The 25,013-nt window shown below is 43.5% G+C and carries 20 protein-coding genes; all 20 read left to right on the top strand.

Annotated features, from left to right (window positions below; genetic code table 11):
- Position 1: 1 nt before the first annotated feature.
- The 20 genes from ruvB to L0P88_RS04595 all read left to right on the top strand — a co-directional run bounded on the left by ruvB (position 2) and on the right by L0P88_RS04595 (position 25,012).
- Positions 2–1,024: a Holliday junction branch migration DNA helicase RuvB gene (gene ruvB / locus L0P88_RS04690; protein ID WP_247133468.1), complete on the top strand. Its 1,023-nt coding sequence runs from the start codon at positions 2–4 to the stop codon at positions 1,022–1,024.
- A gap of 6 nt (positions 1,025–1,030) precedes the next feature.
- Positions 1,031–2,365, top strand: coding sequence for a cytochrome P450 (locus L0P88_RS04685; RefSeq protein ID WP_247133467.1), 1,335 nt, complete (start codon positions 1,031–1,033; stop codon positions 2,363–2,365).
- Positions 2,359–3,282, top strand: coding sequence for a tRNA epoxyqueuosine(34) reductase QueG (gene queG, locus L0P88_RS04680; RefSeq protein WP_247133466.1), 924 nt, complete (start codon positions 2,359–2,361; stop codon positions 3,280–3,282). The genes L0P88_RS04685 and queG overlap by 7 nt, the downstream gene beginning before the upstream one ends.
- Positions 3,283–3,321: 39 nt before the next feature.
- The gene (gene gtfA / locus L0P88_RS04675; RefSeq protein ID WP_247133465.1) at positions 3,322–4,782 is read left to right on the top strand and encodes a sucrose phosphorylase; all 1,461 of its coding nucleotides are present in this window, start codon (positions 3,322–3,324) and stop codon (positions 4,780–4,782) included.
- Between the two features lie 139 nt (positions 4,783–4,921).
- On the top strand, positions 4,922–6,604 hold the full coding sequence (locus L0P88_RS04670; RefSeq protein ID WP_247134836.1) for an MFS transporter: 1,683 nt from the start codon (positions 4,922–4,924) through the stop codon (positions 6,602–6,604).
- 72 nt (positions 6,605–6,676) lie between these two features.
- On the top strand, positions 6,677–8,974 hold the full coding sequence (locus L0P88_RS04665; protein WP_247133464.1) for an NADP-dependent malic enzyme: 2,298 nt from the start codon (positions 6,677–6,679) through the stop codon (positions 8,972–8,974).
- Positions 8,971–9,552: a Holliday junction branch migration protein RuvA gene (gene ruvA / locus L0P88_RS04660; protein WP_247133463.1), complete on the top strand. Its 582-nt coding sequence runs from the start codon at positions 8,971–8,973 to the stop codon at positions 9,550–9,552. The genes L0P88_RS04665 and ruvA overlap by 4 nt, the downstream gene beginning before the upstream one ends.
- A 5-nt stretch (positions 9,553–9,557) precedes the next feature.
- Positions 9,558–16,754, top strand: a complete 7,197-nt coding sequence (gene sprA, locus L0P88_RS04655; protein ID WP_247133462.1) for a cell surface protein SprA — start codon at positions 9,558–9,560, stop codon at positions 16,752–16,754.
- 97 nt (positions 16,755–16,851) lie between these two features.
- Entirely contained in the window at positions 16,852–17,232 is a 381-nt protein-coding gene (gcvH, locus tag L0P88_RS04650; protein WP_247133461.1) for a glycine cleavage system protein GcvH, read from the top strand.
- The gene (locus L0P88_RS04645) at positions 17,225–17,611 is read left to right on the top strand and encodes a VanZ family protein (protein WP_409557710.1); all 387 of its coding nucleotides are present in this window, start codon (positions 17,225–17,227) and stop codon (positions 17,609–17,611) included. The genes gcvH and L0P88_RS04645 overlap by 8 nt, the downstream gene beginning before the upstream one ends.
- Positions 17,612–17,677: 66 nt before the next feature.
- Positions 17,678–18,382, top strand: a complete 705-nt coding sequence (locus tag L0P88_RS04640; protein ID WP_158776968.1) for an energy transducer TonB — start codon at positions 17,678–17,680, stop codon at positions 18,380–18,382.
- Between the two features lie 122 nt (positions 18,383–18,504).
- Positions 18,505–19,401, top strand: coding sequence for a heme o synthase (gene cyoE, locus L0P88_RS04635; RefSeq protein ID WP_247133459.1), 897 nt, complete (start codon positions 18,505–18,507; stop codon positions 19,399–19,401).
- 8 nt (positions 19,402–19,409) lie between these two features.
- Positions 19,410–19,991, top strand: coding sequence for a heme-copper oxidase subunit III (locus tag L0P88_RS04630; RefSeq protein WP_247134835.1), 582 nt, complete (start codon positions 19,410–19,412; stop codon positions 19,989–19,991).
- A gap of 92 nt (positions 19,992–20,083) precedes the next feature.
- The gene (locus L0P88_RS04625) at positions 20,084–21,058 is read left to right on the top strand and encodes a cytochrome c oxidase subunit 3 (RefSeq protein ID WP_247133458.1); all 975 of its coding nucleotides are present in this window, start codon (positions 20,084–20,086) and stop codon (positions 21,056–21,058) included.
- A 53-nt stretch (positions 21,059–21,111) separates the two neighbouring features.
- Complete coding sequence (locus L0P88_RS04620) at positions 21,112–21,495, top strand: cytochrome C oxidase subunit IV family protein (protein ID WP_247133457.1); 384 nt, start codon at positions 21,112–21,114, stop codon at positions 21,493–21,495.
- A gap of 72 nt (positions 21,496–21,567) precedes the next feature.
- The gene (locus L0P88_RS04615) at positions 21,568–22,200 is read left to right on the top strand and encodes a hypothetical protein (protein ID WP_247133456.1); all 633 of its coding nucleotides are present in this window, start codon (positions 21,568–21,570) and stop codon (positions 22,198–22,200) included.
- A complete protein-coding gene (locus tag L0P88_RS04610) occupies positions 22,181–22,924 on the top strand; it encodes an SCO family protein (RefSeq protein ID WP_247133455.1) in 744 nt (247 codons plus the stop codon). The genes L0P88_RS04615 and L0P88_RS04610 overlap by 20 nt, the downstream gene beginning before the upstream one ends.
- Positions 22,924–23,457: a DUF420 domain-containing protein gene (locus tag L0P88_RS04605; protein WP_247133454.1), complete on the top strand. Its 534-nt coding sequence runs from the start codon at positions 22,924–22,926 to the stop codon at positions 23,455–23,457. Before L0P88_RS04610 ends, L0P88_RS04605 begins: the two co-directional genes overlap by 1 nt.
- On the top strand, positions 23,447–23,665 hold the full coding sequence (locus L0P88_RS04600; protein WP_247133453.1) for a hypothetical protein: 219 nt from the start codon (positions 23,447–23,449) through the stop codon (positions 23,663–23,665). The genes L0P88_RS04605 and L0P88_RS04600 overlap by 11 nt, the downstream gene beginning before the upstream one ends.
- A 102-nt stretch (positions 23,666–23,767) precedes the next feature.
- Complete coding sequence (locus L0P88_RS04595) at positions 23,768–25,012, top strand: ABC transporter permease (protein WP_247133452.1); 1,245 nt, start codon at positions 23,768–23,770, stop codon at positions 25,010–25,012.
- Position 25,013: the final 1 nt, after the last annotated feature.

The raw sequence follows: 25,013 nt of genomic DNA, 5'->3' as shown, positions 1-25,013 counted from the left end.
CATGAACGAGAACTTGAACCCCTCAAACGATCATTTTTCCCAGGAAGAACTGGATATAGAAAGGGCGCTACGTCCCATAACCTTTGATGATTTTACGGGGCAGGCACAAGTATTGGAAAACCTTAAGGTCTTTGTTGAAGCGGCAAATATGCGTGGTGAAGCTTTGGATCATACCTTGTTCCATGGACCTCCCGGATTGGGAAAAACAACCTTGGCCCATATCTTGGCCAATGAACTGGGAGTAGGGATTAAAGTCACTTCCGGACCAGTATTGGATAAGCCAGGTGATTTGGCGGGCCTCTTGACCAATTTGGAAGAGCGGGATGTTCTCTTTATTGATGAAATACATCGGTTGAGTCCTATTGTGGAAGAATATCTTTACTCTGCCATGGAGGATTACAAAATTGACATTATGTTGGAGACGGGCCCCAATGCCCGCACGGTACAGATCAATTTGAGTCCTTTTACCCTGGTTGGGGCAACGACACGCTCGGGATTATTGACCGCACCCATGCGGGCACGTTTTGGCATTTCGAGTAGATTACAGTATTATGATACCGAACTGCTGTCCACCATAGTGGAGCGAAGTGCGGAAATATTGAAAGTTCCCATTTCCAACGAGGCCGCCATTGAAATTGCTGGACGAAGCCGTGGAACGCCCCGTATCTGCAATGCGCTGCTGAGAAGGGTAAGGGACTTTGCACAGATCAAGGGGAACGGAACCATAGATATCGATATTTCAAAGTTTGGTCTAAAAGCATTGAACGTGGATGCCCATGGGCTGGACGAAATGGACAATAAAATCCTCTCTACCATTATTGATAAGTTCAAAGGGGGGCCGGTGGGAATAACCACACTGGCCACAGCGGTGTCCGAAAGTGCTGAAACCATTGAAGAAGTTTACGAACCCTTTTTGATACAGCAAGGATTTATTATGCGTACGCCGCGCGGTCGGGAAGTCACGGAATTGGCATATACACATTTGGGTCGCGTTAAAGGTGGTACCCAGGGCGGACTTTTCTGATACCAAATGGAAAAGGGTCGGCATATTCCTAAAGTATCTTTTTTTGATTTCCTTAAACGGGCATTGGAAATCGTAAAAAACCCACTGCCCTTTCATCACGATAATTTTGAAGAAAAAGGGGATACCTTCCAGCTACATCTGGGATTTGGAAATCGGATCCTCTTTTCCAGAAATGCCGCTTTTCTTCAGTATGCCCTTCAGAAGAACCAAAGAAATTACACCAAATCCAGGGTGCAGACAAGGGATGTTGCCAAGTATATTGGAAAAGGATTGTTGACTTCGGAAGGGGAGCATTGGAAAAAACAGCGAAAGCTTATCCAACCGGCATTCCATAAACGGCATTTAGCGCAGTTAATGGGGATAATGCAGGAAACGATAAAACAGGAGCTTGCCGTAATCCCCGAAGGGAAAAAAGTAAATGTGGAAACCATTTTTGGTCGACTGGCCTTTCAAGTGGTAGCGAAGTCCCTTTTTAGTGGAGCTGTGGACGAGGTGGCCATCAATAGGTTACAGACCATTGTTGAAGCTTCCCAAAAAATGCTGGTACGGGAGTTACGACAGCCCTATTTGGGGTGGTGGTTCAAGGCCAGTGGTATATTGGACAGGCATTTGGCAATGGTCCAAGAAGCAAGGGAACTGATACGGGCACTTATTGTTAAAAGGAAAGCTGATGGGGAACGAAAGGACGACCTTTTGGATATGCTGCTGGATGCACGATACGAGGACGGAACCTCCATGCACGTAGAACAGATGATAGATGAAATCATGATCCTTTTCACCGCGGGACATGAAACCACGAGTAATGCCCTGAGCTTTACCTGCCAATTGTTGGCGAAATATCCAAAATACCAGGAACGGATCTATAGAGAGAACAAGCAACTTGAAGGTCAGGATTTGATGGCTGGACTGATGTCCCAGAAAATAACCAGATATGTCTTGGAAGAGTCCATGCGACTGTATCCTCCCGCTTATTTTATAGACCGAATGAACCACAACGCGGACGAATTTCAAAACATGGCATTAAAGCCCAAAACCCCCTTACTTTTTTCGGTGATTGAAATCCATAGGCATGGCAAGTATTGGGAAGACCCTTTGGAATTTTTACCCGAGCGTTTTGAGGGTCCCCCAAACCAACATTCCGATCATTATTATCCCTTTGGGGGAGGGCCCAGAATGTGTATCGGCAACAATTTTGCGATGTTTGAGATGCAAATGGTGATTTCGGAATTAATAAAGGACCTAAAAATTACTCCTACTACAAAGACCATAGAAATCCTTCCATTGATTACCTTAAGACCAAAGAATGCCATTTTGGAATTTGAAAAAAGGGTGCCGTGCTAAGTAAGACCAGATATACCAATGCCATAAAAGCAGAGGCCAAACGCCTGGGCTTTTTGTCCTGTGGTATATCCAAGGCCGAATACTTGGAAGAAGAGGCCCCGCGTTTGGAAAAATGGCTGAACAACAATATGCATGGGGAAATGCGGTATATGGAAAACCATTTTGACAAAAGGCTGGATCCCACAAAATTGGTGGAAGGCGCAAAATCGGTAATCTCTTTACTACTGAATTATTTTCCTTCGCAAACGCAGAACCCCGAATCCTACAAAATTTCAAAGTATGCTTATGGGAGGGATTATCATTTTGTGATAAAGGACAAGCTCAAACAGCTATTGCAATTTGTGGAAACGGAAATTGGACAAGTACACGGACGTGCCTTTGTGGATTCCGCTCCCGTTTTGGACAAGGCCTGGGCTGCGAAAAGTGGTTTGGGATGGATGGGGAAACACAGCAATCTTTTGACCAAGGAGGTGGGCTCTTTTTATTTCATTGCCGAGTTGATCATTGATTTGGAATTGGATTATGATTCGCCAACTACGGACCATTGTGGTACGTGTACCGCATGTTTAGATGCCTGCCCCACCCAGGCCATAGTGGAACCTTATGTGGTGGACGGCAGTAAGTGCATTTCTTATTTTACCATTGAGTTAAAAAATGAAATACCCACGGAATTCAGTGGACAGTTTGAGGATTGGATGTTCGGTTGTGATGTTTGTCAGGACGTATGTCCATGGAATCGATTTTCAACACCACATCGGGAACCCCTGTTCAATCCGCATCCGGAACTGCTCTCAATGGACAAAAAGGATTGGGAAGAAATAACTTCAAACGTTTTCGGAAAATTATTTGCGAAATCGGCAGTAAAACGGACAAAATTTTCTGGATTAAAGCGTAATATTGAGTTTTTGAAAAAGTAGATTCGCACCCATTTACTTTTTATAAATCCAAACTACGGCATGAAAAACCAGATCCAACTCATTACCTATGTGGACCGCATTGGTTGTAAAAATATTGCTGAACTGGATCAGCTTTTGAATGTTGAACTAAAGGAACTTTTTGGCGGAGTTCATATCCTCCCATTTTTTTATCCAATCGATGGTGCAGATGCAGGCTTTGATCCCATGGACCATCTCAAGATCGATCCAAGGCTCGGGGATTGGGATGCCATTAAAAAACTGAGCCAGTCCATTGATGTCATGGCCGATTTAATTGTGAACCATGTATCCGCAGATTCTGCCGAGTTCAAGGATTATTTGATAAAGGGAGAGGATTCGGAATATGCCTCCTTGTTTTTGACCTTTGAAAAGGTGTTTCCCAATGGGGCTACGGAAAAGGACTTGTTAACCATTTACAGGCCCAGACCTGGATTTCCGTTCAGTAAGTTTAAACTGGCAAATGGGGAGCAACGTTTGATATGGACCACTTTCACCCAAAAACAAATAGATATCGATGTCCATTCCAAGGAAGGCAAAAACTATTTGGAGTCCATATTGGACCGCTATCAAACATCAGGGGTAACCATGATTCGGTTGGATGCGGCTGGCTACGCCATTAAAAGTGCGGGAACCTCTTGTTTCATGATTCCGGAAACTTTTGACTTTATTGATGAACTGACCAAAAAAGCAAGGAAGAGGGGTATTGAGGTACTTGTGGAAATACACGCTTTCTATAAGACCCAAATTGAAATTGCGAAGAAAGTGGATTTTGTGTACGACTTTGCCTTGCCGGTTTTGGTTTTGGATGCGCTTTTTCATGGCAATGCCGAAAATCTTAAAAAGTGGCTGAACATTGCTCCCAGAAACGTGATAACCGTACTGGATACCCATGATGGTATCGGAATTGTTGATGTCGCTTCGGAGGGAGACGAACAAGGACTTATTCCAGATTCGACCTTGGACGGTATTGTGGACAAAGTACATGCGAATAGTAAAGGGAGTAGTTTAAAAGCAACCGGTGCCGCGGCTTCCAATCTTGATCTCTACCAAGTGAACTGCACCTATTTTGAAGCCCTGGGTAAGGATGAAAACGCCTATCTCATGGCAAGGGCCATCCAGTTTTTTGTGCCTGGGGTCCCTCAGGTCTATTATGTCGGGCTTTTTGGTGATGCCAATGATATGCAGTTGTTGGAAGCAACCAACGTAGGACGGGATATCAACCGGCATTATTACACCAAGGACGAAATTGTAAGGAAAACGTCGGGTTCCATGTTCCAAAAATTGGCTTTGCTGATGAAGCTGAGAAATACACATAGTGCCTTTGAAGGGGATTTTAATCTTAGGAAAACCCCGGATGATGTACTGTCTCTCGAATGGTCCGATGGGGACAATAGGATTTCATTGGAAGCCGACCTAATCGGGTTACGGTTCACGATCTTAGGGACGGAACATGGGGTTGTAAAACCACTTATGGAGGTATAGCAGGATACATGGGTAAGAATTGGATTCCATTGGAGGTAAATTTTTAAACAAAAGGGTAAAAAGCTTATATTGGAAGGTAATTTGAATCCAGAAAGATTCAGATACAATCCGTAACTAACTAAACTTCGTAATGGCTATGATGAAAATTGAAAAGCCTAGACTCAACTTTTGGCAAATTTGGAATATGAATGTGGGATTCTTCGGAATCCAATTCAGTTTTGGCCTCCAACAGACGGCGGTAAGTCCCATTTTCTCCTTTTTGGGAGCTCATCATGACGAGCTGCCCCTTTTAAATCTGGCAGGTCCTGTTACGGGGCTCTTGATTCAACCTATCATTGGAGCAATTTCCGATAAGACATGGTCCCCAAAATGGGGAGGGAGAAGAAAGCCCTTTTTTCTGATCGGTGCGATTTTGGCGAGCCTCTGTCTCTTTGCTTTTCCATTTAGCCCGGAACTCTGGTTTGCAGTTGGCCTTCTTTGGATTTTGGATGCCGGTAACAATACGGCAATGGAGCCCTACCGTGCCTTTGTAGGGGATAAATTGCCGGACGAGCAATTGACGTACGGGTATCAAATGCAAAGCCTATTTGTGGGAGCAGGTATTACGTTGGCCAATCTTTCGCTATTTGCTTTTCAGCATTGGTTTAGTATCCCAGCGGATGAAACGGCTGGACTTTGTAGCACTGCCACAGAAAACGTTTCGTCCATTCCAACATGGGTGTATTACTCATTTTTCTTGGGAGCATTGGCATCCATAGGAACAGTGATGTGGTCCGTATGGAAAACACCGGAAATTCCACCCGTAGCCGAAGAATTGGAAGAAATTAGAAAGCATAATGAAGGGACTCCCGCCCCAATCATTCAGATTTTGAGTGTTCTTTTTGTAATTTTTTCCGTGCCGTTGTTATTAGGGTACCTGGTAGCAAGTGGGCTGCCACAATTGTGGGACAATATTAATCTATGGGTAATTATTGTATTGGTATTTGCCTTTCTTTGGTTATTCATGCTCTATCGAATTATTAAAAACAATCCCAATAATCGAACAATAAAAAAACTTGGGGATACCTTGGATCCCCTTTTGGAGGCTGCGGAAGCCATAGGTAAAATGCCGGGATTCCTATGGAAACTGGCTGCAGTTTATCTATTTCAATGGTACGCCCTTTTTGTGTACTGGCAATTTTTGCCGCCAATGTTGCGTACCAGCTTATTTGGGATTTCCAATGAAGACAATGAAAAGTTCGAATCCATTATGGCAGCATGCAAAGCAGGTGCCGAAATTAGTGCCGATGACATGTCCTTTGCGCAAAATGTGCAATCCTTGGCAGAACAAGCCTTGGGTCATGCCGGATTAATGAACGGAACGTATAATTTCATTACCATGATCGTTGCGTTGGCTTTGGTTCCCATGGCCGCCAAGATAGGATCAAAGCTGGTCTATGTGGTCTGTTTGTTCCTAACCGCTGTTGCCATGCTGAGTATGCCGTTTATTGCGAACAAATGGATGTTGCTCATCCCTATGGTGCTGTTTGGTATAGGATGGGCCGCAATGATGGGTATTCCTTACGCTATGGTTTCCAAAGTAATACCGGAGGAACGTCGGGGGGTATACATGGGAATCGTGAACATGATGATTGTGATCCCAATGTTGATACAAACCGTGAGTTTTGGACCAATCATTAAAAATGTATTGGGCAATGATGCTACCCAGGCCATTATTTTTGGAGGAATCTTCTTTATGATTGCTGGAGTTCTTGCCATGCGCTTGAACTTGCCCAAGGATAAATTGGATAGTGCTTTGGATACGGGAGGATCATCCACCTAATTTCGGACCAAAAAATAAGGGTGTTTCCCAAACGTTGAAATGCCCTTATCTTTATCCCCTTATCGAGAACCTATGAGCAAAGAAAAACAACGGAGGGAAGCACTTATTTATCATGCCAAGCCCCATCCTGGTAAAATTAAGGTGGTTCCCACAAAACCCTATGCTACACAACGGGATTTGGCCCTGGCATACTCACCCGGGGTCGCCGAGCCCTGTTTGGAAATCGAAAAGAACAAAGAAGAGGTGTACCGATACACCTCCAAAGGGAATACCGTAGCGGTGATTTCCAATGGAACGGCAGTTTTGGGACTGGGAAACATTGGTCCGGAAGCTTCAAAACCGGTTATGGAAGGTAAAAGCCTTCTTTTCAAAATATTCGCTGACATTGACGGTATTGATATCGAATTGGACACGGAAAATGTGGACAAATTCGTGGAAACCGTAAAAACAATAGCCCCAACTTTTGGAGGAATCAACCTGGAGGATATCAAAGCCCCGGAAGCATTTGAAATAGAACAACGATTAAAGGAAGAGCTTGATATTCCCGTCATGCACGATGATCAACATGGCACGGCAATCATATCTGCGGCAGCATTGTTGAATGCCTTGGAACTGACTGGAAAAAAGATTGAAGAGGTCAGCATAGTGATAAGCGGTGCCGGAGCGGCCGCCATTTCGTGTTCCAGACTGTACAGGGCTTTTGGCGCCCAGGCCAAGAATATGGTAATGCTGGATAGTAAAGGGGTCATTCGGCAAGATCGGGAGAACCTATCATCCCAAAAGGCCGAATTTGCGACCGCCAGGAAAATAGATACCCTGGATGAGGCAATGGTGGATGCCGATGTGTTTATAGGCCTTTCCATTGCGGACATCGTTTCTCCAGGGATGTTGGAATCCATGGCAAAGGATCCCATCGTTTTTGCCATGGCCAATCCCGATCCGGAAATCGCCTATGATTTGGCTTGTTCCGTTAGAAATGATATCATTATGGCCACGGGAAGGTCGGACCATCCCAACCAGGTAAACAATGTACTGGGCTTTCCCTTTATTTTTAGGGGGGCCTTGGATGTTAGGGCAACCAAGATCAACGAAGAAATGAAGATGGCAGCCGTAAGGGCGTTGGCCGATTTGACCAAAGAACCCGTTCCAGAACAGGTCAATATAACCTATGATACCACCCGGCTGACTTTTGGAAGGGAATATATCATTCCAAAGCCATTCGATCCCCGGTTAATTGCCAAAATACCTCCTGCCGTAGCCAAGGCAGCTATGGAAAGTGGGGTGGCCAATGCACCTATAAAAAACTGGCAGGCTTATGAGGAGCAACTCATGCAACGCTCAGGAAATGATAATAAAGTAGTTCGAATGTTGCATAATCGTGCCAAAGTAAATCCAAAACGTATTGTCTTTGCCGAGGCCGAACTTTTGGATGTGATAAAAGCAGCACAAATTGTTTACGAGGAAGGGATTGCCATTCCCATTTTATTGGGGGATAAAACTACGATCCAACAGCTAAAGGCTGAGCTTGAATTTGACGCGGAAGTCGAGATTATCGATCCGCGATCGGATGAATATAGTGAAATACGAACCGAATATGCACATAAGCTTTGGGAGTTGCGAAAACGCAAGGGAGAGACGGAGTATAGTGCAAGGGTAAATATGGGCAAGCGAAATTATTTTGGGTCCATGATGCTTTTGGAAGGGGCGGCCGATGGTATGATTTCGGGATATTCAAGGGCTTATCCAAAAGTGCTTCGTCCGGTTTTCGAAGTTATTGGAAGGGCCCATGGTGTGGAAAATGCATCAACGGTCAATATTATGATTACCGAACATGGTCCTTTGTTCCTGGCAGATACCTCGATCAATATCGATCCCAATGCAGAGGAATTGGCAGAAATAGCCCAAATGACGGCCAATGTGGCCCGTACCTTTGGTTTTGACCCAGTTATAGCCTTACTTTCCTATGCCAATTTTGGTTCCTCCAATCATAAAGAAGCGGTAAAGGTTAGGGAAGCGGTGGAAATACTTCATGATAAAAGTCCGGACCTCATTGTTGACGGTGAAATCCAGACCGATTTTGCCCTGGACCAAGAGCTCTGTCACAATAACTTTCCATTTTCCAAATTGGCGGGAAAAAAGGTGAACACCTTTATTTTTCCAAATTTGGATGCAGCCAACATCACCTACAAGTTGTTGAAAGGCTTAAACAAAGCAGACTCCATTGGTCCCATCATGTTGGGCCTGCGTAAACCGGTCCATATTTTACAATTGGGAGCAAGTGTGGACGAAATGGTCAATATGGCGGCCGTGGCAGCTATTGATGCCCAAGAAAGGGAGAAAAGAAAAAAGGCAAAATTAGAGAATGCATGATTACACACCTATCAGGTAAGCTAGTTGAAAAAAATCCTACCTACATCATCGTGGAATGCAATGGAGTGGGTTACTTTTTGAACATTTCCCTCCATACATTTTCCTTGCTTCCGGAGAACGAAAACATAAAAGTTTATACCCACCTCCAAGTCAAGGAAGATTCACATACGCTATTTGGTTTTATGGAAAAAACGGAGCGGGAAATCTTTCTATTGTTGATTTCCGTCTCTGGGATAGGTCCCAGCATTGCAAGGACCATGCTTTCTTCCCTAAACCCTGTCCAGGTAAGGGATGCCATTGCGGGTGGTGATGTGGCGAAAATTCAGGCAGTAAAGGGGATTGGCACCAAGACCGCACAGCGGGTCATAGTGGAATTGAAAGACAAGATTTTAAAGGTCCATGATATGGGCGAAGTTTCCCTTCCATCAAACAATACAACCAAAGAAGAAGCGTTATCTGCTTTAGAGGTTCTTGGATTCACCAGAAGGCTATCTGAAAAGGTCGTTGACCGAGTGCTTTCCCAAGATTCCTCCCTTAGCGTCGAGGAAACAATTAAACAGGCGCTGAAAAATTTATAAATAGTTTGAAGAGAGGGGCATTACCACAACTTAAACCTTTTGGGTTTAAGCCACTATTCTTTGTTGTACTACTATTGGGACTCGGGTTACACCTTAGTGCCCAAGAGGCTAATGAACAGGCGCAAGACTCGGTGAAGACTGGGGCGGCCCTTGGAAAAATTCTCTTGGACAATCCGGAAAGTATCGTCTCAAAATACTCCTATGACCCTAAGATCGATAGGTATGTATATACCGAAAGTGTCGGTAACTTCAATGTAAACTATCCACTTTTCTTAACTCCGGAACAGTATTATGACCTGATTCAGAAGGAAAGCATGAAATCCTATTTCAAGGAGAAAATAGACGCGTTTACGGGTAAAAAGGAAGGTAGTGAAGAGGCCCGGAAAAACCTACTGCCCAATTTTTATGTGAACAGCAGTTTCTTTGAATCTGTTTTTGGTGGTAACACCATTGAGGTGATTCCACAAGGGTCCGTTGCTATGGATTTGGGCGTTATTTGGCAGAAAAATGATAATCCGGCCCTATCCCCGAGAAATAGGACCAATCTATCCTTTGATTTTGATCAGCGAATCAGCCTCAGTATGCTCGGAAAAGTAGGGGAACGGCTTCAAGTGACGGCCAATTATGATACCGAGGCTACTTTCGATTTCCAGAATTTGGTAAAATTGGACTATACCCCTACAGAAGACGATATCCTTAGAAAAATAGAGATTGGTAATGTCAATATGCCCCTGAACAGTTCGTTGATTCAAGGAGCGCAAAGTCTTTTTGGTGTAAAGACGCAACTACAATTTGGAAGAACCACGGTAACCGCGGTATTTTCCGAGCAACAGTCCCAAAACAATACAGTAGTGGCCCAGGGAGGGGGAACGTTGAATGAGTTTGCCCTTACGGCTTTGGACTACGATGAGGACAGACACTTCTTTTTGGCACAATACTTTAGGGACAATTATGACCGTGCTTTGGAAAATTACCCCTTTATCAACAGTCAGGTACAGATTACCCGGTTGGAAGTTTGGGTGACCAACCGAAACCAGCAGACCTTGAACGTGCGAAACGTTGTGGCAATCCAGGATTTGGGAGAGGGGCGATTGGGAATAAATGGTCAAGAAAAAACCAGGATACAGATTGAGGGAAACAGATTGGGATCACCACCCCCTGCTGCGTTCTTTAATGTGATGGGCAATGGTATTTTACCTAGAAACAATGCCAACGACTACGATCCTGCATTAATTGGAAATGGGGGGGCATTGAACGAAAATATCAGGGATATCGCAACGGTGGAACAGGGATTTAACTTGGCGGCTACCGGAGGCTATAACCCCACTCAGGGATTTGATTATGCCTTTTTGGAAAATGCCAGAAAGTTGGAAGTGGTTCGGGATTATCAATTCAATTCCCAACTGGGGTATATCTCGTTGAACCAACGGTTGAGCAATGACGAGGTTTTGGCGGTAGCATTTCAATATACGTTCAATGGGGAGGTCTTCCAGGTGGGTGAATTTGCCAATGGAGGTATAGATGCTACAACGGTTTCCGGAGGGGCAACACCAATCATAGAAAACAATACCTTGGTCTTAAAGCTTTTAAAGAGCAACATTACCAACGTGGACGACCCCATTTGGGATTTGATGATGAAGAATATCTATTCCACAGGCGCTTTTCAATTGAGTCAGGAGGATTTTAGGATGAATATTCTCTATACCGATCCCACACCAAGAAACTACATCCTTCCCGTAGATCCGAACGTCGGTTGGCCCAGTAATCTGGAAGATAGGATTTTGATCAATGTGTTCAATCTGGATCGATTGAACATTTACAATGATGTACAGTCCGGAGGTGATGGCTTCTTTGATTACCTGCCTGGGATTACCATTGACAGCCAAACGGGACGAATCATTTTTACCAAGGTTGAACCCTTTGGGGAGTTTTTGTTCGATTTGTTGGGAGGAGGTACCTATGACGTGGAGAATGACCAGGGCTATAACGTAAACCAGCAGCGGTATGTATTCCGAAATATGTACGCCAAGACCAAGGCCGCCTCTTTACAGGATGCCGAAAAAAACCGCTTTCAAATCAAGGGACGTTACAAATCACAGGGCAATAATGGTATTCCCATTGGTGCATTCAACGTGCCCAGGGGTTCTGTTCGGGTAACTGCCGGTGGTAGGCAATTGCAGGAGGGAATAGACTATACGGTAAACTACCAGGCAGGGACCGTTCAACTATTGGACCCCAGTTTGGAGGCTTCCAATACACCCATAAACATTTCCGTGGAGAACAATGCCGTGTTTGGCCAGCAGACGAGGAGGTTCACGGGCATCAATGTGGAACACCAGTTCAATGAAAATTTTGTTTTGGGGGCCACTTTGCTTAATCTTAATGAAAGGCCATTGACCCAAAAGGCGAATTTTGGAATAGAACCGGTGAACAATACCATTTTTGGTCTCAATGGAAACTTTAGCACCGAACTTCCCTTTCTGACCCGTTTGGCCAATAAATTACCCAATATCGATACCGATGTCCCTTCCAACCTATCCGTTAGGGGGGAATTTGCCTTTTTAAGCCCCAATTCGCCTAAAAATGCGGACTTCCAAGGGGAAACCACTACTTTCCTGGACGATTTTGAAGGGGCCCAGGCATTGATTGATATTAGATCGTCCCTCGGCTGGTTTTTGGCCAGCCCGCCCGAAGAGTTTGCCAATGGACTCACAGGTTTGGATGTGGGATTTGAACGTGCCAAAATGTCGTGGTATACGATAGATCCCATCTTTTATACCAATCAAAGACCGAGTGGGATAACGGACGATGATATCTCATTGAACACTACCAGAAGGATTTTTATCGACGAGGTTTTTCCTCCAGTGGATGTACCGCAAGGTCAAACTACGGTCCAGGGAACTTTGGACATTGCCTACTACCCGAACCAAAAAGGACCGTACAACGCAAATCCTTCCTTTGACGGAACACCCCAGGATAACTGGGGGGGGATTATGCGTTCCTTGAGCAGTACCAATTTTGAGCAATCCAATGTGGAGTTTGTACAGTTCTGGGTATTGGACCCTTATGTGGACGGCGAAACAACGGGTGCAAATACAGGGGAATTGGTGCTGAATATGGGAAATATTTCTGAGGATATCCTTAAGGACGGAAGAAAACAATACGAAAATGGGTTACCGGCCAGCACAAATAATGAAATCCCAAGGGAAACTATTTGGGGGCAGGTACCTTCCACCCAATCCCTGGTCTATGCCTTTGATGCCGATGAGACCAATAGAACGCAGCAAGATCTGGGTTTGGACGGTATTGATGATGCACAGGAAGCGGCGATATACAATGGGCCCGCTGATGACCCCGCCCTGGACAATTATATCTATTATTTGAATCGGGAAGGGGGCATATTGGAACGTTATCTGGATTTTAACAACCCACAGGGCAATTCCCCGGTAACCGTTACCAATACGGATAGGGGCTCTACGACTTTGCCGGATGTTGAGGATGTCGATCGGGATTTGACCATGAACACGATCAATAGCTACTACGAGTATAGGATTCCCATTGGTCCCAATACCACAACGGATGACCGTTATGTAACGGATATTGTAGAAGGTACAGCTAGAGGTAATCGAATACCAAATGGAGGGGAGGTAGATTATCGATGGATCCAATATAAGATACCATTGACGGATTTTACGGATGCCGTTGGTGGCATTACCGATTTCAGGTCCATAAGTTTTATGCGGATGTACCTTACAGGATTTTCAGATAATGTGGTACTTCGTTTCGCCACCTTGGATTTGGTGCGTGGGGACTGGCGTAGTTATACCAACACCTTACAGCCAGGTGTGGATGATATTCCTTCGGACGATGGCACATTGATTGATGTGAACACCGTAAATATTGAGGAAAATAGTGGAAGGATACCCATTCCATATGTGCTGCCCCCGGGGGTTATTCGAGAGCAATTGAACAATAACAATACCATTATCCGTCAAAATGAACAATCACTTTCGTTTTTGGTGGAAAATCTGGAATCCCAGGACAGTCGGGGGGTTTTTAAAAATGTGAATATAGACGTACGGCAGTATGAGCGTATTAAAATGTTTATGCATGCCGAGAAATTATTCAATTCGGACTATTCCGATGATGATACCCCATTGGTGGGATTTTTAAGGATTGGAACTGATTTTTCAGAGAATTTTTACCAGATTGAAAGGGCATTACAATTTACCCCCTTTGGTTCTTCTACGGCAGAAGAGATATGGCCTTCCGTAAATGAAATTGATATTGACCTTTCCGATTTAAACAAGGTAAAGTCCTTACGTATCGCACAGCGTAATGATGGTGTACCTTTAAATGAACTACGCTTTTATGAAGTGGTCAATGGCGATGTTGTGGAAGTGGATGAGTTTGCACCAAGAACCTTGGGAGTGAACAGGATTGGAATTAAGGGAAATCCTTCCTTTGGTAGTCTACGTGCGATGATGGTGGGAATTAAAAACACTGATGATCTCCCTGCCAGGGGCGAGGTATGGTTCAACGAACTACGCTTGGCGGGATTGGACAATAATGGAGGTTGGGCCGCTATTGCAGCCTTGGATGCCAATATGGCCGATTTTGCCAATGTAAGTGCCACAGCGAGTACAAGTACCTCCGGTTTTGGTACCCTGGACCAATTGCCCAACGAAAGGGCCCGGGAGGATGCCATTTCCTATGATGTGGTGACCAATGTGAACGTTGGCCAATTGTTCCCCAAACAATGGGGGCTCCAAATACCGTTCAATTTTGGTATTTCGGAAACATTGATCACCCCGGAATTTGATCCCGTATTCGATGATCTAAAATTGGATGACCTTATTGATGCTGCACAAACATCGGAAGATGCGGAACAAACCAGGGAGCAAGCAGAGGATTATACCAAGAGAAGGAGTATCAACCTTATTGGGGTTCGGAAAAATAGGGGCGAAGAGGCCGATGCCAATTTTTATGACATTGAAAATTTTACGTTTAATTATTCGTACAATAAAACCAACCACAGGGATTTTGAAATTGCCGACCTACAGGACGAAAATGTAAATACGGGGTTTGTATATAACCATAATTTTAAGCCGGCCACGGTAGCGCCTTTGGCAAAATCGGATTCTTTGTTAACAGGGAAGTACTGGCAGTGGTTAAAGGATTTCAACTTTAATGTACTACCAACAAGTATTTCGTTGAATGCCAATTATAACCGTTCTTTTAACCAACAGCGTTTTAGGGATGTCCTGGAACCTGGAGTGGAGGCCTTGAATTTACCCGTTTTACAGCAACGAAATTATCTTTTTAATTGGCAATACGCTTTAAATTATAGCATCACAAGGTCCTTGAGGTTAAATCTGACCGCTTCAAACAACAATATTGTAAGGAACTATTTCACTTCCGAAGCGGATTTTGAGGGAAGGCCCATAATTGACAATACCTTGGATTTATGGGATGGCTTTTTTGATGTTGGGGAGCCCAATAGGCATTCGCAACAAATGCAGTTGAACTATGAATTGCCCTTTAACAAGTTCCCATTCCTCAGTTTTATCAATGCGCAGTATACCTACACCAGTAATTTTGATTGGCAACGGGGGGGCGATGCCATAAATGAAGTGGCCGCACAGGCTTTGAACGATCCCAATGCTCAGGTGAATACGGTCCAAAATGCGAACACCCACAACCTAACGGCCAATTTGACCATGCAAAGTTTCTACGATCTTATAGGCTTAAAGAAACGCAGTGGTAAACTGTCCGGGGGTATTGCACCACCAAGGGGTGCCACCGAGGATGGGGAAGATAAAAAACCAAAAGGGAAGACCACCAAAACATGGAATACCCTGGTGGACATTTTGACCATGGTCAAACGGGTCAATGTCAATTACAGTGAAAACAATGGAAAGGTATTGCCGGGATATTCCCAATCCATAGGTTTTATAGGAACTTCCAGGCCAACCTTGGGTTTTGTGTTTGGTAGCCAAAGCAATGTTCGTTTTGAGGCGGCGAGACGGGGATGGTTGACCTATTTTCCGGAATTCAACTCCCAATATTTGCAGAACAGTACCAAGAACCTGAACATTACCGCTACGGCACAGCCCACACAGGATTTGACCATTGATATCCTGGCAGACCGTCAAATTTCAAATAGTCTGCAGGAGAACTATGTGCCCAATCTGTGGGCCCAGGGACAAACAGGCCTGATCAACGATATGGGCAATTTTAGCATTTCCACCATGATGTTGGGGACGATTTTCAAAAAAAGTGATGAATTTGATTCCCAAACCTTTGAGGAATTTAAGGACAACCGATTGACAATTGCCAATAGGATTATTGCCGACAGGGGAATAAATGTTCAGGACAGGGATGAGGAAGGCTTCCCTGTGGGTTACGGTAAAACAAGTCAGGAAGTGTTGTTGCCGGCCTTTTTTGCGGCGTATACCGGTCAGGATGTGAATCGGGTTAACCTGGATGCCTTTAGGGAAATACCTATCCCCAACTGGAACATTAAATATACGGGATTGATGAAAAACCGATGGTTCAAGAAGAAATTCAAACGTTTTTCATTGCAACACGGTTATCGTTCGTCCTATAGCGTCAATTCATTTCAGACCAATCTGGAAAGGGAGCAATTGCTCAATGATGGACTTCCTGCAATTAATTCGGAAACAGGGAATATATTGCCAGAGAATATCATCAACAATGTGGTCCTAATGGATGAATTCAACCCCTTGATGCGACTGGATTTTGAAATGAAAAGCTCCTTTAGTGTCCTTGCCGAGGTCCGTACGGATCGAACATTGTCGTTGAGTTTTGACAACAGCCTGCTCACGGAAATCAACGGAAAGGAATACACCTTGGGCTTGGGGTACCGCTTTAAGGATGTAAAATTTGTCACCAATATTGGGGGGGAGCGAACGCGACTGAAAGGGGATTTAAATATCAGGGCCGATCTTTCACTGCGGGACAATATTACCATTATTCGAAATTTGGATATTGACAACAATCAGATTACTGCGGGCCAGGAATTATGGTCCATTAAATTAAATGCGGATTACGCCTTGAGCCGCAGTCTGAATGCCATTTTCTTTTACGATCATTCCTTTTCGCAGTTCAAGGTTTCCACGGCATTCCCACAGACTACCATAAATGCCGGTTTTACGTTAAGGTACAACTTTGGAAATTGACCTTAGGGTAATGGATGGATTATAATAGAAAACCCAAAAAACCCTTTGCCGATTCCCTTATTAATTTAACTTTGTCGAGACTCAAAATTAGTTGCAAATGAATATTCCGGTAGAATTAAAATACACCAAAGACCACGAATGGGTAAAAATAGAAGGTGATGTGGCCACTGTAGGAATCACTGATTTTGCCCAAGGGGAATTGGGGGACATCGTTTATGTGGAAGTGGAAACCTTGGACGAGACCTTGGACAAGGAAGAAGTCTTTGGTACGGTGGAAGCCGTAAAAACGGTATCCGATCTGTTTTTGCCCTTAAGCGGTGAGATCATTGAATTTAATGAAAGCTTGGAAGATGAACCGGAAAAAGTGAATTCCGATCCTTATGGAGAAGGATGGATGATCAAAATAAAATTGTCAAACCCCGAAGAAGCGGAGGAGTTACTCAGTGATAGTGACTATAAGGCTTTAGTTGGTGCTTAAAAAAAGAAAATTCACAATTTTGTTCATAGGTTGGCTGGTGTTGATAACTTCACTCAGCCTTTTTTCATTTTCATCAGAAGGTGAGGACATGATTTGGTTTCCCAATTTGGACAAAATCGTACATGTTGTGTTTCATCTCTTTTTGGTGGTTTTAGGGGTTTTGTTCCTCAAGGAGAATTTCCATAAACACCTATCCATGGGAAAAAGGGTAGGACTTCTTATCGGTTTTTCCACTAGCTATGGAGTGCTTATCGAGCTGCTCCAATCCATAATGCCCTTTGGTCGCACAGCGGAAGTTTGGGATGTTTTGGCAAATTTGGCAGGAGCTGTAATGGGCGGTTTACTCATTCAAAGGTACCGTTCACTCATTGACACATGAAAATGAATGGTTAAATTGTGGCTGTTTTAAATATTTGGTTAAATTAGCGAAGATTAAAAAAAGGATATGGAACCAAAAAAGAACCCAAAAGCTGACGTAGGAAGAAATAGTGCCCTGTATTTTGTAATTGGTCTGGCCATTGTAATGTTATTGGTATGGAGAGGATTGGAGTGGAAGAAATATGATAAAACCAACGACTATGACATTTCTTTGAATGTTGAGGACCAATTGGACGAAGAAGTACCTATGACGGAACAGATCAAAACACCACCACCACCACCACCTCCGGCCGCTCCGGAAGTAATTGAGGTTGTTGAAGATGAAGAGGAGGTAGAGGAAACGGTCATAGAGTCTACAGAGACCAGTCAGGAAGAAGAGGTTATGGAAGTTGAGGAAGTGGAGGTTGAAGAAGTAGAAGAAGACATTTCGGTTCCTTTTGCCGTAATTGAGGACGTGCCCGTATTTCCAGGTTGCGAAGGTTCAAGCAATAAAAAGGCATGCTTTCAGGAAATGATGCAGAAGCACATTCGTAAAAATTTCAGGTATCCTGAAATTGCCCAGGAAATGGGAATCCAGGGAAGGGTAGCCGTTATGTTCACCATTCAGAAGGATGGTAGCATAGGTAATGTTAGACTAAGGGGTCCGGACAAAAATCTGGAAGCTGAGGCAAGAAGGATCATAGAAAAACTACCCAAGATGACTCCTGGAAAGCAAAGGGGAAGAGCGGTAAAAGTGCCATTCAGTATTCCTATCAACTTTAAGTTGCAGTAAGAAAGGCTAAAATTAAACTAATACAAAAAACCGACGCAAGTCGGTTTTTTGTATTGTAGATAAAATGGGCTGTTGCATGAAAAAGGCTTCGGGTGTATCTTTGCAGGCCAATACTCAACTGGATGAAGTCTGCCGTAGGAACGCTTAACAAATCATGGGCCTTGGTCTTTTCAGATTTTAAGGAATTGACCAAAGTACGTCTCGCCGTAAGCGTGGTCTTCTCTTCCATTGCGGGTTATTTTCTTGGTGCTTACCAAATAGAATTGTTTTCCGTTATACTTTTGGCCTTTGGCGGGTATTGTATGGTAGGTGCTTCCAATGCCTACAATCAAATTATTGAGAAGGACCTGGATGCATTGATGAAGCGTACCAGGAACAGACCCCTGCCGGCAGGAAGAATCACGGTTTCAATGGCCCTTGTCACAGCCATTACGATGACCATCTTAGGCCTTGTATCACTGTATTTACTAAACCCAAAAACGGCATTGTTCGGGGCAATTTCAATTTTTTTGTACACCAGTGTCTATACCCCTTTAAAAACCATTACCCCATTATCCGTTTTTGTAGGGGCAATTCCAGGGGCCATACCATTTATGTTGGGATGGGTGGCTGCTACAAATAGCTTTGGGATTGAACCTGGCACCCTCTTCATGATTCAGTTCTTTTGGCAATTCCCCCATTTTTGGGCTCTGGGATGGATGTTGGATGATGATTACAAAAGAGGGGGCTTCAAAATGCTTCCCACGGGAAGTAAAGATACCGGGACCGCACTCCAAATCATTTTATACACCATCTGGATGATCGTCATTTCCATAATGCCCGTTTTCGGTTTTACCGGAAGGTTGTTATTGTCCGTACCAGCGGCAATCATTGTTTTTATGATGGGATTGGGAATGTTGTTTTTTGCATTCAAACTCTATGAAAATAGGGATAATACATCTGCCAGAAAGCTAATGTTGGCCAGTGTATCTTACATCACGTTGATGCAGGTGGTCTTTGTAATTGATAAATTTATTTAGACATGGGAGTGGACTTGACCCAAGGTACACCACAGGAAAAAAATGCACGGGCAAAAAAGATGATGCTCTGGTTCGGTATTGTGAGCTTAATTATGGCCTTTGCCGGTTGGACCAGTGCTTACATCGTAAGTAGTAAACGAAAGGACTGGCTGGAGACCATTGAATTGCCCCAGGCCTTTTTTATAAGCACGGCAATTATCCTGATCAGTAGTCTTACCTATATTTTGGCGAAAAAAGCAGTAAAGAAAAATAGCCAAAAAATGGCCACAAGATGGTTGTTGGCCACTTTGGCATTGGGGATAGTATTTATAGTACTACAATTCTATGGGTTTTCCCAAATGTTGGGAAGCGGCTATTATTTTACGGGTCCTACCAGTAACATAAAAATGTCCTATGTTTTTTTGATCGCCTTTGTGCACATTCTTCACGTGGTCGCAGGATTGATTTCATTATTGGTAGTGCTGTTCAAACAAATAAAGGGCAAATACACACCAAATAACACATTGGGACTGGAACTGGGGGCCACTTTCTGGCACTTCCTGGATTTCTTATGGGTGTATTTAATATTGTTTATGTTCTTTGTAAAATAAATCAAGGATTGTGAAGTTTTCTTTGGACTGCCCTTTTATTAAAGGAGAAAACGGTTATTTTTGCTGAAATCTTATTAAAAAGAAAGAGTTTCATGGACACTACGGTAACTACCGATTCGGGAGAAAACGTTTGGGGAGGTGGCAACAGACCACTGGGAGCGAGTTATGGAAAACTTATGATGTGGTTTTTTATAGTCTCGGATGCATTGACCTTCTCCGGATTTCTTGCGGCCTATGGTTTTTCAAGGTTCAAATTCATAGAGACCTGGCCCATTGCCGATGAGGTATTTACCCACATTCCTTTTTTTCATGGGAATTTCCCCATGATCTATGTGGCGTTCATGACCTTTATCCTTATTATGTCTTCCGTGACCATGGTACTGGCGGTGGATGCCGGACATAACATGAAGCAGAACAAGGTTATACTCTACTTATTTTTGACCATTATTGGTGGTGCAATTTTCGTTGGCTCCCAAGCTTGGGAATGGGCCACCTTTATAAAAGGGGATTATGGCGCTTTGGAGACCAAAGGGGGAAGGGTCCTGCAGTTTGTAAATGCGGAGACGGGCGAACGTGCGGCCCTGGCGGATTTTTCCACCGCACTGCCGGAGGACCGAATAAAGCATACCAGTAGTGAAGGGATATGGTTTGAAAAAGAAGGTTACCAAACATCCTACTCCTTAAATGAGGTTGTTGAAGGTTTTAAATCAAACCCATCCATATTGATCAGAACGGAGAAAATCAATGAAGAAGGTGAAAAGACCGTTCTGGATAGAAAACAATCGCTGGCCAGGTTAAAAGACGCTGTGCGTGTAGTTGAAGGGGCCAATCTTATTCGCAATGAATACGGTAGCCGCTTATTTGCCGACTTTTTCTTCTTCATTACCGGTTTTCACGGTTTCCACGTATTCTCTGGTGTGGTATTCAATATTATCATATTCTTTAATGTGATATTGGGAACCTATGAGAGAAGGGGCCATTATGAAATGGTGGAAAAGGTAGGACTCTACTGGCACTTTGTGGATTTGGTTTGGGTATTTGTATTTACGTTCTTTTACCTGGTATAAATTATAGGCATTCCGATTGCGGTTGGAATTTAAAAAATTGTTTGAGATAACTTATGGCACACGAACATAAACTAGAAATTTTTAGAGGACTATTGAAATTTAAGTCCAACACCCAAAAAATCTGGGGTGTCCTTATCTTTTTGTCCATTGTAACTGCGGTGGAGGTATTGTTGGGGATATTTAAACCGGCTATTTTGGCAGGAAATTATTTTCTGGATATGAAGCTCCTCAACTGGATTTTCATTGTCCTTACCTTGGTGAAAGCGTATTATATTGCTTGGGATTTCATGCATCTTCGAGATGAAAAAAGCGCACTTCGAAGGACCATTGTATGGACTCCGGTTTTCCTGGTCTCTTACCTTATTTTTATCTTGCTTTTTGAAGCTACCTATGTTTTCGAGGTTTTTAGGGACGGTTTCCTGGCCTGGGATTTTTAAACTGGGGATTAACAAGTTTTAAGGTGGTCAAAAGACCGCCTTTTTTTATTTTTGCATACCAACAACAATGCTGTGAAAAAGACTTTTGTCCTGGTTGTGCTTTTCATCTTTCCTTTGGTGGCGTATCTCTTCTTCGCTTCCGGGGTAAACAATTTTGGCCGCTTACCCATACTCACGGAAAATATTGATGATATCTCTTCAATAGATCCCTCAAAAACATTGGACGGAAAAATTACCATTCTCGGATTTTTGGGGAATCGGTTGGAAAACCAAAAAACAATCGCCCTAAACCTAAATCAAAAAATATATAAACCCTTTTTTGAGTTCACTGACTTTCAGTTTATGATGTTGGTCCCAAAGGGCATGGAGGATGAGGCGGAGGAGTTAAAATATGAATTGAGCCAACTGGAAGATATTTCCAGATGGAACTTTGTCTTTGCCGAGGACCTTCAGATTCAGCAGCTGTTTTCAAGTTTACATACGGATTTAAGCTTAGGGAGTGATATGGGTTCTCCCTATGTTTTCATTATTGATAAGGACAGAAACCTTAGGGGAAGGGACGATGATGAGGATGAAGGGGTGAAATATGGATTTAAGGCCACTTCGGTTGCTGAACTCAACAATAAAATGGAAGACGATGTAAAAATAATCCTAGCGGAATATCGTCTTGCACTAAAAAAGAACAATGCCTCAAGGAGCAAGTAACAAAAAAAAGTATACCTACGTCTGGGTTTCTGCAGTAATCCTTGTCTTTGGGATTTTTACCGTAAAGGAAGTTGCGGAACGGATAAATAACGACAGTCTGGTGGACAAGGACCGGATGATAGGGACATCGGCCATTGATGACCTGTCCTACATAGTCAATAACGGCCAAAAGCGAAAGGTTCCCAATTTTTCCTTTATCAATCAGGATAGTGTATTGGTCACCAACAAAGACTACTTGGGTAAGGTTTACGTGGTTGATTTCTTTTTTACCACCTGTCCTACAATTTGTCCAACAATGACCCAGAACCTGGTGGAATTGCAGGAAACCTTCAAGGAAAGGGACAATTTTGCCGTAGCATCCTTTACCATCAATCCTCGCTATGACACGCCGCATGTGTTAAAAAAGTACGGTGAAAAATATGGGGTAAACAATCCAAATTGGAATTTGCTTACAGGGGAACAGGAAAAAATATATGAATTGGCAAGGGAAGGCTTCTATATTTTGGCCAGCGAAGCGGAGGATGCCCCTGGGGGATTTGAACATTCCGGAATGTTCGCTTTGGTCGATAAGGAAGGTTACATCCGTTCCAGGATGGATGGATTTGGCAATCCCTTGATTTATTATAGGGGAACGATTACCGAAAAACAGGGAACGAACCAAGAAGGGGAGCCCCAACAAATCACAATGTTGAAAGAAGACATTAAAAAGTTATTGGAAGAATAATGGAGACCACTTTAAAAGAAGAAAAAAAAATCAAGATTTGGATAACGGTTCTTTCCATAGCAATACCGTTGGTTGTTGCCATCCTGTTTGGATATAAGATTCCGGATGCCAAACCGCTTTCATTTCTACCGCCCATTTACGCAACGATAAACGGACTTACCGCGCTGTTGTTGGTAATGGCCGTAGTGGCCATAAAGAACGGGAAACTGAAATTACATCAGAATTTGATGACCACTTGTATTTTTCTTTCTTTGGCATTTCTGGTGATGTACGTGGCCTATCACATGACCTCCGATTCAACACCCTTTGGAGGTGAGGGGGCCATCAAATACGTTTATTATTTTATTCTGCTGTCCCATATTTTATTGTCCATAATTATTATCCCTTTGGTGCTTATAACGTATAGCAAGACGTATTTAAAGGATTTTGAAGCACACCGAAGATGGGCAAAATATACATTTCCGATCTGGTTGTACGTAGCGGTAACGGGAGTGATTGTATATCTAATGATTTCCCCATATTATGTCCACTAAGAAGTTTGTTTTTTTTCTTTTTATGGTCCTATTGTGCAACCCTGACCTGGTAGAGGCACAATGCGCCATGTGTAGGGCCGCATTGGAGAGTGAGGCGGATAACAGTCAGGCCGAAGGTGTGAACAATGGTATCGTTTATTTAATGGCAATCCCCTACATTTTGGTTGGCGGATTGTTCTATTTCATCTACAGAAGGGTAAAGGGTTAGGAATACTTTTGCAAAAAATTGGGAAAAACTGTAACATTTTAGGCTAGCGTTAGTCTTATTGATGTACGTTTTCGTATTTCATCAATCAAAAAACCAGCCCAAATGTTTGACATCGAAAGGTGGCAAGAGATTTTTGACACTATCCGTAAAAATAAATTGCGGACGTTCCTTACGGGAATATCCGTAGCTTCAGGTATCTTTATTCTGGTTATCCTCTTAGGTTTTGGACAAGGCATGCGCAATGGTATTGAGCAAGAGTTTGAGCAGGATGCCGCCACCAGTGTATGGGTATGGCCAGGGGTAACTTCCAAGGAATACAAAGGAATGAATCCGGGCAGACGCATTCAATTGACCAATGAAAACTTCAATAACTCCGTTGCCCTGTTCAATGAAACCATAGAATACAATTCCCCTCGCATTTTTGTGCGCGGGGTTACGGTAAATTATGGTAAAGAGTCCCTGGTCTATAGTATTCAAGGAGTGGCCTCCAATTTTCAATTCATTGAAAACGCAAAAATGATAGATGGTCGTTTTATCAATTACCAAGATGAAATGTCAACTGCAAAGGTGGCCATTGTTGGCAAAAAAATAAGATCGGACGTATTCAATGAAGTGGAAACCCCCATTGGTGAATATATTGACATTTCTGGCATTCCTTTCAAGATTATTGGGGTGTACAAAGAATATGAAGACCGTGAAGAGGAACGAATCTACATTCCTATTTCAACTGCCCAAAAAGTTTTTAATGGTGGTGACCGGGTAAACAATATGTCCTTTACCTTGCCCGCTGTGGAAAATTTTGACCAAGCTGTGGCCCAGGCCGTGGATTTTAAGAATAACCTTAAAACCTATTTGCAACAGGTACATACGGTAGCACCGGACGATACTAGTGCGGTAGAGGTCTGGAGTGCCATGGAAGAGGCCAAAAGATACTATAGCCTTACGGGAAACATAAAACTGTTCTTTTGGTTTGTAGGGGTATGTACCATAATAGCAGGGGTTGTAGGGGTAAGTAATATCATGCTGATCGTGGTCAAGGAGCGCACAAGGGAGATAGGTATCCGAAAGGCACTTGGCGCAAAACCATGGTCCATTATTGGAATGATTTTGCACGAGGCCATTTTTGTGACCGCAATCTCTGGCTTTGGAGGGCTCATTTTTAGCATGGCGCTATTGGAAGTCGTAGGGCCCCATATTGAAATTGATTATGTAGTAAATCCTTCAGTAAACTTTACCGTTGCCTTTACCACGGTGATCGTATTGGTGATCGCAGGGACCTTGGCCGGTTTTTTCCCGGCATGGCGGGCGGCACGGGTACATACTATTGAAGCACTAAAGGACGAATAGG

This window comes from Muricauda sp. SCSIO 64092 (assembly GCF_023016285.1).
Taxonomy (GTDB): Bacteria; Bacteroidota; Bacteroidia; order Flavobacteriales; family Flavobacteriaceae; genus Croceivirga.
This window is presented reverse-complemented; position numbering and strand designations above follow the sequence as displayed.